This window comes from Microbacterium neungamense (assembly GCF_024971095.1).
GTDB classification, from domain to species: Bacteria; Actinomycetota; Actinomycetes; order Actinomycetales; family Microbacteriaceae; genus Microbacterium; species Microbacterium neungamense.
The window spans coordinates 2,223,276-2,236,887 of sequence record NZ_CP069717.1; the positions used below are offsets into that span (position 1 = coordinate 2,223,276).

Below are 13,612 nucleotides of genomic sequence, written 5' to 3' on the forward strand. Positions count from 1 at the left end.
CTGTGAATCCAGCGTTACGACGCCCGCCCGCTTCGCTTGTACAAAACGTTTTATGTGCCCAGCATGGCGCCATGCAGCTTCGATTCTCCGTATCCACCGCCCCGGACGCCGCCGCACGCGGTCGGGAGCTCGGCGCCGAGTTCGCCCCGCAGTTCCGTGAGAGCGTGCGGCTCTACCTCGAGCATTTCGAGGAGCTCGGCATCGCCGACGCCACCGTGCAGGCGATCACCGAGCGCTCGCACGACGCGCTCCGCGCCTGGGCGCCGGGCCTCGCGGCGGAGACGGAGGCCATCGCCGAGGCGTCCGGGATCGAGCTGTGGCAGCTCGCCGCGGTGGGCGCGCGCACCGAAGTGCTCGCGGTCGCGCCGACCAGGAGCGCGGCGGAGTGCTCGACCGCCGTCCGCACCGGCCCCGGCATCGCCCCGGAGACCTTCCAGACCTGGGACTGGCACGAGTTCCTCGTTCCGGAGGGGCTGATGCGCTCCTTCACCTCCGACGCCGGGCTGCATGTGAAGCTGTTCACCGAGTTCGGCACCGCCGCGAAGATCGGCGTGAACGACGCCGGCGTCGGGCTGCACTTCAACATCCTGATGCACTCCTCCGACTCCGACGCCGGGGGCGTGCCGGTGCACGCCGTCGCGCGCCGCATCCTCGACGAGGCGCGCAGCCTCGACGACGCCATCCGGATCGCCGGCAGCGCCACGGTCAGCGCCTCCACCGTGCTCACCGTCTTCGAGTCCACCGCCGAAGGCTCGCAGGCCGCCAGCATCGAGCTGTCCCCCGCTGCGATGGCGATCGTCCGGCCTGCCGAGGACGGCTGGCTGTTCCACACCAACCACTTCCTCGACCCGGAGCTCGCCACCGGCGACACCATGCCGGACGCCTCCGAGACCCGCGAGCGCTACGAGCACCTCGATCGGGTGCGCGGCACGCTGGCCGATCTCGCGCCCACGGAACGCGCGGCGGCCGCGTGCGGCGGCGAGGGCGAAGGGGCGGTCATCTGCATCCGTCCCGACGACGCGCTGCCGCGCCCGGACCAGTGGCAGACGCTGCTCACCATCAGCGTGGACGCGGCCGGGTTCGGGCTGGACTTCTTCCCCGGCAGCCCGGCCGAGGCGGCCGAAGCGGGGATGTCACGCCTCTGAGCGCCGGCCTTCACGCTGGGCCCGCGTCGAGGCGCGCGGCTTGAGCTGGGCCCGCGTCAGCCGCGGGCCCTCGCACTCCCCCGTGTCGAGCAGCTGCACGAGCATGTCGAGCAGCGCGTCGGCGGTGTCGGCGAGGCGGAACGAGAAGGCGGTGATGGCCGGCTTCGCCGAGCGGGCCTGCTCGGAGTCGGATGCCGCGAGCACGAGCACGTCCCGCGGGATGACGAACCCGTGCCGCTGCAGCTCGGCCTGCAGACCGGCGGCATGGCGGCCGGTCATGCACAGCACGGCATCCGGCACTCCCCCGCCGATGATCCGGCGCGCGGCCTCGGCGCCGCCGTCGACGCCGCTCCGCTCCGGCTGCTCGTCCATGCGCGGCGCCACGTCGGTGCGGCGGCACCACTCTCGGTACTCGATGCGGTAGTCGTCGTTCCAGGCGTTGCGGTCGGTCCCGCTGAGCAGGACGATCTCGCGCGCCCCGGCGTGCTCGAGGTGGTGCAGTGCGCGGCGGGCGGCATCGCGGTCGTCCTCCGCCGCCCAGCGGTGGTGGCTGTCTCGGCCCGGCTCACGGCCGTAGGTGACGTACGGGATGCCGCGGCTCTCCAGCATCGCGGTGACCGGATCGCCCTCCTGGGGGCTCATCACGACGTAGCCGTCCAACGCGAAAGCGAGCGGCGGCACCGAGCGCCCGCTGATGTCCGGCACGAGCGTCAGGCTCAGCCCGCGGGCCAGCGCCTTCGCCGCGAAGATACCGGCGAACCGGTCGAAGACGTCCACGCCCTCCGGGGTGTAGTCGCCGAGGACGTCGAGTGATCGCATCGCCAGCCCCACGGCGTCGATGCGCGACTGCCGCATGCCCCGCGCGAAGGCATCCGCCTGGTAGCCCAGCTCCTCCGCGACCCGGCGCACCCGCTCCCGCGTCTTCTCGCTGACCGTGCCCTTGCCGTTCAGAGCGTGCGAGACCGCCGTGATCGACACCCCGGCGCGCGCCGCGACATCCCTGATGGTGACGCCGTTCCGCCTCATCGCGACCTCCTCGAGGGACAGTGTTGCACAAAACGTTTTACGTGGCTACCGCGACTTCCCAGCACCCGAACCGGAGTCTCGGCGACTCCGCCCCCAATCCCCTCCTCCGAGGACGACGTTCAAGGACGAATGCCATGGCGCAGACGCAGATCACCCCCGCAGCACGCACCGCACCGCCGGTGACGAGCCTGCGCACCTTCTTCATCTCCGGACTCGGCACCGCACTCGAGTTCTACGACTTCATCATCTACGGCTTCGCGGCCTCGCTGGTCTTCCCCCAGCTCTTCTTCCCCGACGTGGACCCGCTGATGGGCACGATCGTCGCCTTCGCCGCCTTCGGCGCCGGCTTCGTGGCGCGCCCGCTGGGCGGCATCGTCGTCGGGCACTTCGGCGACCGGATCGGCCGCAAGGCCATGCTCGTGTTGACCCTGCTGGTGATGGGCGTGAGCACGTTCCTGATGGCGTCCCTGTCGGACCGCATCGGCCGCAAGAAGGTGCTCATCGGCGGCGCCATCGTCTACGGGCTGTTCTTCTTCGCCTTCCTCGGGATCCTCGATCTCCACGACCTACCAGATCGGCGCCGCACTGGGCGGCGGCACCGCCGCGCCGGTCGCCACGGCGCTGTTCATGGCCAGCGGCCAGGACTCCCTGGGCGTCGCCCTGTACTCGAGCGCCGCCTGTCTCCTCCTCATCCTGTGCGCCTTCGGCCTGCGCGAGACCTTCCGCACCCCGACGGAGCAGCTCGGCGAGCACTGAGCCTCGCCCCCGAGACCACGGCGGCCGCATGCTTCCCGGGTATGCGGCCGCCGTGACCATGTCCGGCGGCGGTCAGCCGGCGCTCGCGTCAGGGGCCGACGCCTGGGCGTCCCGCCTGCCGGCGCGGCGCTGCAGATCCTCCGCGAGCATCAGGAGGATGCCGCTCGGGCCGCGCAGGTAGGTGAGCCGGTAGAGGTCCTGATAGGTGGCGACGCCGCGCAGCGGCCGGCATCCGTGCCTCGCGGCGATCTCGAGAGCGGCGTCGAGATCGTCGACGGAGAACGCGACGCGGTGCATGCCGATCTCGTTCGGAAGCACGGGCTCGCGCTCGATCGCGTCCGGATGGATGTACTCGAACAGCTCGAGCTGCCCGTTCCCGTCGGGCGTCTGCAGGACCGCGATCCGGACGTGGTTGCCGTCGAGCCCGACGGCGGTGTCGGCCCAGTCTCCGCTGATCGTGTCCCGGCCGAGGACGGTGAGTCCGAGGTCGGTGAAGAAGGCGATCGCCTCGTCGATGTCGCGCACGGCGATGCCGACGTTCTCGAGTCTGATGGTCATGCTGGATGGTAGCCCGTGGCTCCAGCGCGCGTAAGGGGCAGGCGCGACGCGGGACGGGAACCCGAGAAAGCGGAAAACCCCTGGCGAACCAGGGGTTTTCGTGGCGGTGACGGTGGGATTTGAACCCACGGTAGGGGGTTACCCTACACAACTTTTCGAGAGTTGCACCTTCGGCCGCTCGGACACGTCACCGAGGACAAGTTTACGGCACACGCCGTGCTGGCGCGAATCGCCGCCGTGCGGCCGGCGCGGCGATGTGCTGTTCGCGCGGAGGAATGCCCGGATCCGGTCCGCGCGACGCGCACTTCTCCGCGCGAAGCGCACACGCGGGTCGCCGGCAGACGGCACGCCCGAAGCACCCGCGCGGCGCCAGTCCGTCACCAGGCTGCGGCGACCTCGGCGTGGGTGCGGAGGATGTCCTCCGTGGTCCCGCGCGGGGCGCGGCCGATGCCGCATTCGGTCGCGACGCCGAAGGCCGGCACCACGCGGGATGCCGTGGCGATGCGCCTCCGCGCGCCCTCGGCGCCGTCCTCGCGGTGCACCAGCCCGAGGTAGAGCTCGTCCACCGGGGCGAGGTCACGCAGCGGGGCGACGTAGGCATCGTCGTCGCGCTCGATCGGCACCGGCAGGTGCAGCCAGCTCAGCCGGCGGGCGGATGCCGCGATGACGGCGTTCGCGTAGCGGACCAGGTTCCCGGCATCCGCGGGCTCGGTGAAGTGCCGCTCGCCCGCGTCGCCGTAGCAGAGGTGCACCCCGACCTCCACATCGACGGGCACCGCGTCGACGAGGCCGGCGAGGCGGGAGACCAGGCCGTCGAAGGGGTCGCCCGGCCACCAGGCCTCCATCACCCGGCCGTACCCGGCGGCGTGCTCGATGATGCCCATCTCGCTGGCGACGTCCCACTGGACGGCCAGGTCGCGGTGCGGGATGCCGGTGAGGATGTCCTCGAGCTCGCGCCGCATCGCGGCGGCGTACACCGGCTCGATGGCGATGCGGTCGTCGCCGGAGAAGAAGGAGGACACCACGGCCACCGGGGTCGGCAGCGACACCTGGAAGCGCACGCCCTCGGCGATCACGCCCTCCTCGCGGAGGCGCCGGAAGACGGCGTACGACGCCTCCGCGGCGGCGGCATAGCCGAGCGGAGGCAGCCGGATGCCGTCCGGGTCGACGCCGTCGGCGAGGCGCAGCGGCCGCGCGTCGAGCCCGGGATGCGGCGGAGCAGTCCGCCGAGCATCCCGGCGGCGGTGCGCATGGTCTTCTCGGCGTCGTCGTAGTTCACGCTGCCGACGAGGAGCGCTCCGCGGGGCTGGGTCATCCGACCAGCCTAACGAGGTCGCCGGGATCGCTGCGCTCGGGGGCCGCCGACGGCGTGCGGCCGTCGGCGATGCGGACGACGCGGTCGATCAGGCCCGCGGGCGGTTCGATATGCGAGATGAGCAGCACCGACTGCGGGCCGGCGGCGCGGAGGAGGTCGCGCAGCAGGGCGTCGGATGCGTCCGGGTCGACGCCCGCGGTGGGTTCGTCCAGCACGAGCACCGGGAAGCCGCGCAGTAGCGCCCGGGCGAGGGCGAGGCGCTGTGCCTGGCCGCCGGAGACGAGCGCGCCGCGATCCCCGACGCGGGCGTCCAGGCCGCCGCGACCGCGCACCCAGTCCGCCAGGCCGACGCGGTCGAGCACGGCGAGGAGGTCGTCGTCGGTGGCGGTGTCGCGGGCGAAGAGCAGGTTCTGACGGATGTCCTCGTCGAACAGGGTCGGGCTCTGCTCGCACAGGCCGATCGTGCGCCGCAGCGCCGGCCCGGAAAGCGCCGCGGCATCCTGCCCGCCGATGCGGAACTCGCCGCGCACCCGCAGGAAGCCCACCAGCGCGGCGGCGAGCGTGCTCTTGCCCGATCCGCTCGGGCCCGCCACCAGCACGCGCTCCCCCGCGTGCAGGTCGAGGTCGACGCCGCGCAGCGCATCGGCGCCGCCTGGCCAGGCGGCGCGGACGCCGCGGAGACGGAGGGCGGGAGGGGCGGCGGGCGCGGCGGCTGCGGGGGCGGGGGCTGAGTCGGATGCGGGGTCGGCGCCGGCATCCGGGCGCAGCTCTGCGGGGAGGCGCGCGGGGAGCACGTCGGCGAGGCGACGCGCGCTCGCACGCACGCTGCGCCACGCGGATGCCGCGGCGGGCACGGCCCCGAAGACCTCGAAGACGACCATCGGCACGAGCACGGCCACGGCGAGCCAGGGACCGTCGATGGCGCCGGTGGCCAGCCCCGGCGACGCCGCGGCGAGCGCCGTCACGGACGCGACGCCCGACACGGCGGACACGATGCCCGCGGAGGCGGCCTGCGCGACCGATCCGCGGCCGACCGCCCCGCGGAGCGCCGCATCCGCATCCCGCACCCGGAGACGGGCGGCGGGCTCCGCGCCGTAGGCGAGCAGCACGTCCAGCGCGCCCAGGTAGTCGCCCAGCGCCGCCGCGAGGTCGCCCCGCCGTGCGGAGATGCGGGTCTCGGCGCGCGATCCGAGCACCCAGCCCAGGCCGGCGGATGCCGCGGCCGCGACGATCAGGCAGACGACGAGGGTCAGCGCCGCGGGAGGGGCGACCAGGGCGAGGAACACGACCGCGCCCGCGGCCACGATCGCCGACACCGCCAGCGGCTGCACGACCCGGAGCGGGAGGTTCTGCAGGTTCTCGACGTCGTCGACGAGGGCGGCGAGCACCCGGCCGCGGTCGGTGCGGCCGAGCCCCGCCGGAGCCAGCGGGGTCAGCCGGCGCACCATCGCGGCGCGGGTCACCGCCAGCCGGCGGAGGGCGGCGTCGTGTCCGCTGAGCCGTTCCAGATACCGTGTGACGGCGCGGGTGACCGCGAAGAACCGCACCCCGACCACGGCGATCGACAGCGGCACCAGCGAGTCGACGATCGAAGCGCTCACGATCAGCCATCCGCTCACCGCGAGCAGGGCGACGGCGGATGCCGCGGAGAGGACGCCCCAGATCAGCCCGGGCAGGAAGCGCCGCAGCGGCGGCTGCGCGAGGCGCAGGAAGGACGACGCCTCAGCCGTCGAACGAGCGAAGCGCGTTTCGTCTCGGTCGGCGCCGCCGCCCTCGCTCAACGACCGGGAAGGGTCGGTCGCTGAGCCCGTCGAAGCGCCACCGGACGGGGAGGCGGCAGACGCCGCGGACAGCGGGACGATCTGGTCGGCGATGCTGCGGGCGGTGCGGCGGTGGGAGACGAGGAGGATCGTGGCCCCGGCATCCGCCCGCTCCCGCAGCGAACGCCAGAGCCGGGCCTCGGTCTCGGCGTCCAGGGCGCTCGAGGGCTCGTCGAGCAGGAGCACCCGGCCCGGTTCGGCGGCGTGCCGGTACAGGGCGCGCGCGACGGCCACCCGCTGCGCCTGCCCTCCGGACAGGCCGCCGCCCTGCACGCCGAGCTCCTGCGCGGGGTCGAGGTCGTCGGCGCAGGCCGCCCGGAGAGCGGCGCGCACGGCATCCGCCGACGGCGCGGGGTCGCCCAGCGCGACGTTCCCCGCGACGGTGCCCTGCAGCAGCCCCGGCCGCTGGTCGGCCCACGCCGTCCAGTCCGCGGGATCGAGACGGCGGACATCCACCCCGCCGAGCGTCGCCGCCCCGGTGAACGCCACGGCGCCGCGCAGCGCCGCGAGCAGACTCGACTTGCCCGATCCGCTCGCCCCCTCGATCAGCGTGATCGTGCCCGGCCGGGCCGTGAACGACACCGGCGGAAGCCCCCGCACCCGCAGCCCCTCGACCGCCAGGACCTCCTCCCCCGGGTTTCGAATCGCGCGATCGGTCGCTCCCGAGGCCGGAAAGCGACCGATCGCGCGATTCGAAACGGCACCGGCCTCGTCGAGAACCGCGAACACGTCCTCGGTCGCCGCAACACCCTCCGCCGCGGCGTGGAACTGCACGCCCACCTGGCGGATCGGCAGGAACGCCTCCGGGGCGAGCAGCAGCACGAACAGGCCGACCTCGAGCGACAGGTCGCCGGAGAGCAGCCGGAACCCCACCGCCACGGCGATCAGCGCAACGGCGAGCGACGACAGCAGCTCCATCGCGAACCCGGACAGGAACGAGTACCGCAGCACGGTCATCGTCTCCCGCCGGTACTCGTCGGCGGTCTGCGCGATCCGGTCGGCGGCGCGGCCCTCCCGCCCGAACAGGCGCAGCGTGGCCAGCCCCTGCACGGTGTCCGCGAACCGGGCGGCGAGGCGCTGCAGCGTCCGCCACTGCCGCTGCTGCACCGACCGGGTCGCCATGCCGATCAGCGCCAGGAACAGCGGGATCAGCGGCACCGTGATCGCCGCGGTGAGACCGCTCGGCCAGTCCTGCCACCACATCACCGCGATCAGCACCGGCGTTGCGATCACGGTGAGCACCAGCTGCGGGATGTACCGGGCGAAGTACGTGTCCAGGGCGTCCAGCCCGTGACCGGCCGTGACGGCGAGCGCGGCACGGTTGCGGCCGGCCAGCCAGTCCGGGCCGAGCCGGCCGATCGCCCGCATCAGCGCCTCGCGCAGCTCGCTGCCGGTGCGCGCGGCGGCACGCGTGCCGGCGGCATCCGAGGCGGCGATGAGCAGGCCGCGCGCGAGGGCGAGGACGACCAGCAGCAGCATCGGCGCCGTGACGTCGCGGCCCGCGATCGCGCCGGTCACGGCATCCGTGAGCAGCCAGGCGAACCCGATCGTCACCCCCGTCTGCACCACGCCGATGAGAGCGGATGCCGCGAAGAACCCGCGCGCGGCGCGCGCGTAGCGCAGGAGGCGCGGGTCGACGGGTTTCATGGGCGTTCTCTCACGCGTGCACCGGGGCTGCCTCGATCGAGGCGCGGGTGACCCGCTTGCGGAACACCCAGTAGGTCCAGGCCTGGTAGGCCAGCACCAGCGGCAGGGCGATCAGCGCCGTCCAGCTCATGATCTGCAGCGTGTACGGCGTGCTCGACGCGTTCGCGATCGTGAGGCTGCCCGCCGCGGACAGCGTCGACGGCAGCACATACGGGAACAGCGCCGCGAACAGCGCCGCGACCGCCGCCGCCACCGTGACCGTGCCCGCCGCGAACGCCGCGCCGTCGCGTCCGCGCCGCGAGAGCACCGTCGAGAGGACGAGAGCGGATGCCGCGACCGCGCCGCATCCGATCACCACCCCCAGCAGCGGAGCCTCCCGCCCCGCGGCGATGCCGGCCGTCCACGCCAGCGTCCCGGCCGCCGCGAGGATCGCCGGCACCGCCGCGGCACGGGCCAGCCTCCGGGCATCCGCCTGCACCCGGCCATCCGTCTTCAACGCGACGAAGTGCACCCCGTGCAGGAAGAACAGCAGCAGTGTGGTGACCCCGACCAGCAGCGCGTACGGGTTCAGCAGCGAGAACACGCCGCCGACGAACACGTGCGACCGGTCCAGCGCCACACCCTGCACGATGTTGCCGAAGGCCACCCCCCACAGCAGCGCCGGCACCGCCGAGCCGATCACGATCATCCGGTCGAAGCGGCGCTTCCACGCCGCGTCCTCCCGCTGGTGCCGGTACTCGAACGAGACGCCGCGCAGGATCAGCGCGAGCAGGATGACCAGCAGCGGCAGGTAGAAGCCGCTGAACAGCGACGCGTACCACTCCGGGAACGAGGCGAACAGCACCGCGCCGGCGACGATCACCCACGTCTCGTTGAGGTCCCACACCGGGCCGATCGTGTTGATCACCTGACGGCGGGAGACGTCGTCGCGGCCGAGGAACGGCAGCGACATGCCGACGCCGAAGTCGAACCCGTCGAGCACGAAGTAGCCGACGAAGAAGAAGGCGATGATCCAGAACCAGAGGTTCGCGAGGTCCATGACGGTTCCCTTCCCGGACGACTCAGTACACGGCCGACGGCAGCTGGGCCGTCGCCTCGGCGGGCTGCTCGGCGGTGTCCGGCCCCTTCTGGGCGGCGCGGACGATGAGGCGCACCTCGACCACGGCGAGCGCGGCGTAGATCGCGGTGAAGGCCACGAGCGAGATCAGCACCTCGAGTCCGGAGACCCCCGGCGAGACGCCGTCGCGCGTCGTCATCAGGCTGAACACGATCCACGGCTGCCGGCCCATCTCGGTGAACACCCAGCCGACGATGTTCGCGCCCAGCGCGAGCGGGAACGACCAGATCGCGGCCTTCCACATCCACGGCGCCGGGGCGCTCTTCGCCCCCTTCCGGGTCACCCACAGCCCGACGAGGGCGATGAAGGCGTGCAGCATGCCGAGGCCGATCATCCAGCGGAACGCCCAGTAGGTGATCCACAGCACCGGGGTGAAATCGCTCAGCCCGGTGTCTGCGAAGCGCTCGGCGTACTCGGCGTTGAGGTCGTTGATGCCGTGCACGCAGCCGTCGAGGCTGTGGTTCGACAGCACCGAGAGCAGGTAGGGGACGCGGATGCTGAACAGGTCGGTCTTCCCGTCCGGGGTGCCCAGCGTGAACAGGCTGAACGCGGCGTCCTTCCCGCATACCGTGTTGAACGTCGCCTCGGCGGCGGCCATCTTCATCGGCTGCGTGGCGTACATCGCCAGGCCCAGCTGATCGCCGGTGAGGGCGACGCCGGCTGCGCAGACGATCATGCTCCACAGCCCGAACCGCAGCGCCGGCCGCAGCGTCTCGGTGTGCTGCCCGCGGGCGAGGTGCCAGGCCGAGACGGAGATGATCACCCCGGCGGCGAACATGAACGCCCCGAAGATCGTGTGCGGGAACGCGGCGAGCGCGACCGGGTTGGTCAGCAGCGCCCAGAAGTCGGTCAGCTCGGCGCGGTTCGTCTCGGGGTTGTACGTGTAGCCGACCGGGTTCTGCATGAACGCGTTGGCCGCGATGATGAAGTAGGCGGAGAGGATGCTGCCGATCGAGACGCACCAGATGGTCGCCAGGTGCAGCTTCTGCGGCAGCCGGTCCCAGCCGAAGATCCACAGGCCGATGAAGGTGGCCTCGAAGAAGAAGGCCAGCAGACCCTCGAAGGCGAGCGGCGCGCCGAACACGTCGCCGACGAAGCGGGAGTAGTCCGACCAGTTCATGCCGAACTGGAACTCCTGCACGATGCCGGTGACCACGCCCATCGCGAAGTTGATCAGGAAGATCTTGCCGAAGAAGCGGGTCAGGTGCAGGTAGTGGATCCTGCCGGTGCGCACCCAGGCGGTCTGGAAGACGGCGGCGGCGCTGGCCATGCCGATCGTGAGCGGCACGAACAGGTAGTGGTAGATGGTGGTCAGCCCGAACTGCCAGCGGGACAGGACCAGCGGATCCAGCCATTCCATGTGCGTCTCCTCTCGGATGCGGGAGTGCGACGCTGCACGCCGTGCCTTCGCCTCCATCCTCCCAGCGGATGGGTGCGGAAGACCCCCGGTGATGATCGAAATCCCGGATCCCCTCCATAGCCTGCGCGCATGATGATGGCCGGCGGTGTCGGGGGCGGCGGTTAGGGTGAGGGCATGGCCACCCGTCGACCCGCACCGCCCGGCTTCGCCTGCTCCGAGTGCGGCTGGACGACGGCGAAGTGGGTCGGCCGGTGCGGCGAGTGCCAGCAGTGGGGCACCGTGCAGGAGCAGTCCGCGCCGACCGGCATCGTCCGGCAGATCGCGCCGCTGACCCCGAGCGTGGAGCGCGCGGCCCGGCCGATCACGCGGATCAGCACCTCCGAGGCGCCGCGGCGCACCAGCGGCGTGGGCGAGTTCGATCGCGTGCTCGGCGGCGGCATCGTGCCGGGCGCGGCGATCCTGCTCAGCGGTGAGCCGGGGGTCGGCAAGTCGACGCTGCTGCTGGAGGTGGCGGCGCAGGCGGCGCGGTCCGGGCGGCGCGTGCTGTACGCGAGCGCCGAGGAGTCGCCCGCGCAGGTCCGCCTGCGCGCCGAGCGGACCGGGGCGCTGCACGACGAGCTGTACCTCGCCAGCGAGACCGACCTCGCCACGATCCTCGGCCACATCGACGAGGTGCGACCGGAGCTGGTCATCGTCGACTCCGTGCAGACCGTGGCGTCGTCGCTGGTGGACGGCGCGGCCGGCCAGCCGAGCCAGGTGCGCGAGGTCGCCGCGACCCTGATCCGGGTGGCGAAGGAGCGCGACCTGCCGATCGTGATCGTCGGCCACGTCACGAAGGACGGGCAGGTCGCCGGCCCGCGCGTGCTGGAGCACCTCGTGGACGTGGTGTGCCATTTCGAGGGCGACCGGCAGACCTCGCTGCGGTTCATCCGCGCGCTGAAGAATCGCTTCGGCCCGACCGATGAGGTCGGGTGCTTCGAGATGACCGGCACCGGCATCGCCGAGGTGCCCGATCCCAGCGGCCTGTTCCTGTCGCAGGGAGCCGCCGAGCCGGGCACGTGCGTCGCGATCGCGCTGGAGGGCCGGCGAGCGCTGCCCGTGGAGGTGCAGGCGCTGACGATCGAGGCGTCGACGCCGAATCCGCGCCGGGTGGTGCACGGCCTGGACGCGTCGCGGGTGGCGATGGTGCTCGCAATCCTGGAGAAGCGGGCCGGCATCCAGACCTCGAAGCTCGACGTGTACGTGTCGACCGTGGGCGGGGTGCGGTTCACCGAGCCGGCGGCGGATCTCGCGATCGCTGTCGCGGTGGCCGGGTCGATCCGGCAGGTGTCCGTGCCGCGCACGATCGCCGCCGTGGGCGAGCTCTCCCTGGCCGGCGAGATCCGGCCGGTGACGCAGGCCGCGCAGCGGCGCAGCGAGGCCGCCCGCCTCGGGTACCGTCAGGTCGTCGACGACCGGTCGGGGACGCTGCGGTCGGCCCTGAACGACGTGCGGGCGCGGTCGAGGACGCGGCGGCTCGAGGAGGAGATCCCGGCGTTCTGAGGCGCGGTGGCGCTCAGGCGTCCAGCGCCTTCAGCAGCTCCTCCGGCGACGCCTGCATCGGATGCGGGCCGGCGATGTCCAGGAACACCGTCGTGATGGTGTCGCGGTGGGTGCTGAGGAACGAGCGCAGCCAGGCCGGCGAGTAGATCCCGACCCCGGGCGGCAGGTTCGCCGGCTTGTTCTTCGCGTCGCTGAAGAGCAGCAGCGCGACATCGCCGGTGTTCGGGTCGCGATAGGTCCACACCTCTCCGCCGTCGAGCGGGTTGTCGCGCGCTCCGGGCTTGATCAGGGGGACGACGGTGATGCCGTTGCGCAGGGCCAGCGCGACGGCGGCCATGTCCTGCTTCTCGAGGGCCTGCGCCAGGGCCTCGGAGCGGAAGTCCTCCGGGGCGGGTCGCTTCTTCCCGCCTGCCCTCTTCTTCGCCATGCCTCCAGCCTAAGCGCGCGGCGGCGGGGGAATCCCCCGGCGGCGGGGGAAGAGTTGGGGCCCTCTCGAGTCCTCCATCGGGGACTGGGGTACTCGAGAGGGCCCTCCGGTTCTCAGGCGGCGATTGTCGAAGCGCTGGGGACGCTGTACGACACCACTGGGGATGGCTTGGCCGCGCTATCGGAGAAACTCATTAATGGTATCCCAACATTCCGGTTGTGTCAGCCGCATCGGCGCAACCGGATCAGTACAGCAGGAACTGCCGAGACGTGATGCTCTCGAAGCCGCCGATCGACACGCTCACGTGATACGAGGCGCCGCCCCCTGGTGCGCGCGGACGGTTCGGCTCGTCGCAGGTGTCCACCGAGGAGCGGGTGCGGTCCCACACCACCGGCTCGCTGCTGGTGACCGACTGTCCGGCCGCCAGGGTGACGATCATGTCGCTCGGGTTCTGCTGGCAGTCCGTCGACCGCCACCACACGTCCGAGCCGCTGGAGATCTCGAAGGTCTGCGTGGCCGAGCCGACGTTGATCGCGCAATCGGTGTCGCTGATGTTGGTGAGGCGGATCGACAGCTGCGGCAGCGCGTCGGCGGGGTAGGTCTCGGCATCCGTCACCGCCTCGACGCTCACATGCTTGGCGGTGCACGCGACGAGCTCGGCGGAGGCCGACGGCTCGGGGGAGGCCGAGGGCGCGGGGGATGTCGGGGACGGCGACGGCGACGACGCGGTGGGCTCCGCCTCGGGCGCCGGCGACGAGGCCGAGGGCGCGGGCGCATTCCACGGCTGGGCGAGGGCGAGCCACACTCCCCCGCCGATCGCCAGGATCAGCACCAGCAGCAGCGAGAGGACCGCCAGTCGCCGGCGACGGTAGACGGCGGCGGAGTGACGGGGCATGCTT

Annotated in this window: 12 protein-coding genes, 1 tRNA gene and 1 pseudogene; 3 read left to right on the top strand and 11 right to left on the bottom strand. The window is 72.4% G+C overall.

Annotation, left to right across the window (positions count from 1 at the left end):
* The first annotated feature begins 71 nt into the window (after positions 1 to 71).
* A complete protein-coding gene (locus JSY13_RS10895; RefSeq protein ID WP_259606685.1) occupies positions 72 to 1,145 on the top strand; it encodes a C45 family autoproteolytic acyltransferase/hydrolase in 1,074 nt (357 codons plus the stop codon).
* Here the strand turns inward: JSY13_RS10895 and JSY13_RS10900 are convergent.
* Positions 1,134 to 2,171, bottom strand: a complete 1,038-nt coding sequence (locus JSY13_RS10900) for a LacI family DNA-binding transcriptional regulator (RefSeq protein WP_259606686.1) — start codon at positions 2,169 to 2,171, stop codon at positions 1,134 to 1,136. The two genes, JSY13_RS10895 and JSY13_RS10900, sit on opposite strands and share 12 nt — an antisense overlap.
* Positions 2,172 to 2,305: 134 nt before the next feature.
* Here JSY13_RS10900 and JSY13_RS10905 point away from each other — a divergent pair, with 134 nt between their 5' ends.
* Positions 2,306 to 2,983, top strand: a complete 678-nt coding sequence (locus JSY13_RS10905) for an MFS transporter (RefSeq protein ID WP_259606687.1) — start codon at positions 2,306 to 2,308, stop codon at positions 2,981 to 2,983.
* A gap of 16 nt (positions 2,984 to 2,999) precedes the next feature.
* On the opposite strand, the gene JSY13_RS10910 is transcribed toward JSY13_RS10905, so the two are convergent.
* The 8 genes and pseudogenes from JSY13_RS10910 to JSY13_RS10945 form a co-directional block, all read right to left on the bottom strand.
* On the bottom strand, positions 3,000 to 3,485 hold the full coding sequence (locus JSY13_RS10910; RefSeq protein ID WP_259606688.1) for a VOC family protein: 486 nt from the start codon (positions 3,483 to 3,485) through the stop codon (positions 3,000 to 3,002).
* A 101-nt stretch (positions 3,486 to 3,586) separates the two neighbouring features.
* A tRNA-Ser gene (locus JSY13_RS10915) sits at positions 3,587 to 3,677 on the bottom strand.
* A gap of 185 nt (positions 3,678 to 3,862) precedes the next feature.
* Positions 3,863 to 4,561 (bottom strand): uroporphyrinogen decarboxylase/cobalamine-independent methonine synthase family protein, encoded by a 699-nt coding sequence (locus JSY13_RS10920; RefSeq protein WP_259606689.1) that lies wholly within the window; start codon positions 4,559 to 4,561, stop codon positions 3,863 to 3,865.
* Entirely contained in the window at positions 4,558 to 4,800 is a 243-nt protein-coding gene (locus JSY13_RS10925; protein ID WP_259606690.1) for a hypothetical protein, read from the bottom strand. The genes JSY13_RS10920 and JSY13_RS10925 overlap by 4 nt, the downstream gene beginning before the upstream one ends.
* On the bottom strand, positions 4,797 to 6,509 hold the full coding sequence (gene cydC / locus JSY13_RS10930; protein WP_259608203.1) for a thiol reductant ABC exporter subunit CydC: 1,713 nt from the start codon (positions 6,507 to 6,509) through the stop codon (positions 4,797 to 4,799). Before cydC ends, JSY13_RS10925 begins: the two co-directional genes overlap by 4 nt.
* A 156-nt stretch (positions 6,510 to 6,665) precedes the next feature.
* Positions 6,666 to 8,267: pseudogene (cydD, locus tag JSY13_RS10935) on the bottom strand (thiol reductant ABC exporter subunit CydD); the annotation flags it as partial.
* A gap of 10 nt (positions 8,268 to 8,277) precedes the next feature.
* Positions 8,278 to 9,306 carry a cytochrome d ubiquinol oxidase subunit II gene (cydB, locus tag JSY13_RS10940; RefSeq protein ID WP_259606691.1) on the bottom strand — a complete coding sequence of 343 codons (1,029 nt, stop codon included), beginning with the start codon at positions 9,304 to 9,306 and terminating at the stop codon, positions 8,278 to 8,280.
* Positions 9,307 to 9,328: 22 nt separating this feature from the next.
* Complete coding sequence (locus JSY13_RS10945) at positions 9,329 to 10,744, bottom strand: cytochrome ubiquinol oxidase subunit I (protein ID WP_259606692.1); 1,416 nt, start codon at positions 10,742 to 10,744, stop codon at positions 9,329 to 9,331.
* Positions 10,745 to 10,918: 174 nt separating this feature from the next.
* Here JSY13_RS10945 and radA point away from each other — a divergent pair, with 174 nt between their 5' ends.
* Positions 10,919 to 12,286, top strand: coding sequence for a DNA repair protein RadA (radA, locus tag JSY13_RS10950; RefSeq protein ID WP_259606693.1), 1,368 nt, complete (start codon positions 10,919 to 10,921; stop codon positions 12,284 to 12,286).
* A 13-nt stretch (positions 12,287 to 12,299) separates the two neighbouring features.
* Here radA and JSY13_RS10955 read toward each other — a convergent pair whose 3' ends face one another.
* Positions 12,300 to 12,713: a dehydrogenase gene (locus tag JSY13_RS10955; protein WP_259606694.1), complete on the bottom strand. Its 414-nt coding sequence runs from the start codon at positions 12,711 to 12,713 to the stop codon at positions 12,300 to 12,302.
* A 244-nt stretch (positions 12,714 to 12,957) separates the two neighbouring features.
* Positions 12,958 to 13,608, bottom strand: a complete 651-nt coding sequence (locus tag JSY13_RS10960) for a hypothetical protein (protein ID WP_259606695.1) — start codon at positions 13,606 to 13,608, stop codon at positions 12,958 to 12,960.
* Between the last annotated feature and the right edge of the window lie 4 nt (positions 13,609 to 13,612).

What these genes read in the sequence shown, in the direction of transcription:
- JSY13_RS10945 (WP_259606692.1), bottom strand. Translation starts at nt 10,744, where the DNA reads ATGGAATGGCTGGATCCGCTGGTCCTGTCCCGCTGGCAGTTCGGGCTG.
- JSY13_RS10900 (WP_259606686.1), bottom strand. Translation starts at nt 2,171, where the DNA reads ATGAGGCGGAACGGCGTCACCATCAGGGATGTCGCGGCGCGCGCCGGG.
- radA (WP_259606693.1), top strand. Translation starts at nt 10,919, where the DNA reads ATGGCCACCCGTCGACCCGCACCGCCCGGCTTCGCCTGCTCCGAGTGC.
- JSY13_RS10925 (WP_259606690.1), bottom strand. Translation starts at nt 4,800, where the DNA reads ATGACCCAGCCCCGCGGAGCGCTCCTCGTCGGCAGCGTGAACTACGAC.
- JSY13_RS10895 (WP_259606685.1), top strand. Translation starts at nt 72, where the DNA reads ATGCAGCTTCGATTCTCCGTATCCACCGCCCCGGACGCCGCCGCACGC.
- JSY13_RS10910 (WP_259606688.1), bottom strand. Translation starts at nt 3,485, where the DNA reads ATGACCATCAGACTCGAGAACGTCGGCATCGCCGTGCGCGACATCGAC.
- JSY13_RS10905 (WP_259606687.1), top strand. Translation starts at nt 2,306, where the DNA reads ATGGCGCAGACGCAGATCACCCCCGCAGCACGCACCGCACCGCCGGTG.
- cydB (WP_259606691.1), bottom strand. Translation starts at nt 9,306, where the DNA reads ATGGACCTCGCGAACCTCTGGTTCTGGATCATCGCCTTCTTCTTCGTC.
- JSY13_RS10955 (WP_259606694.1), bottom strand. Translation starts at nt 12,713, where the DNA reads ATGGCGAAGAAGAGGGCAGGCGGGAAGAAGCGACCCGCCCCGGAGGAC.
- JSY13_RS10960 (WP_259606695.1), bottom strand. Translation starts at nt 13,608, where the DNA reads ATGCCCCGTCACTCCGCCGCCGTCTACCGTCGCCGGCGACTGGCGGTC.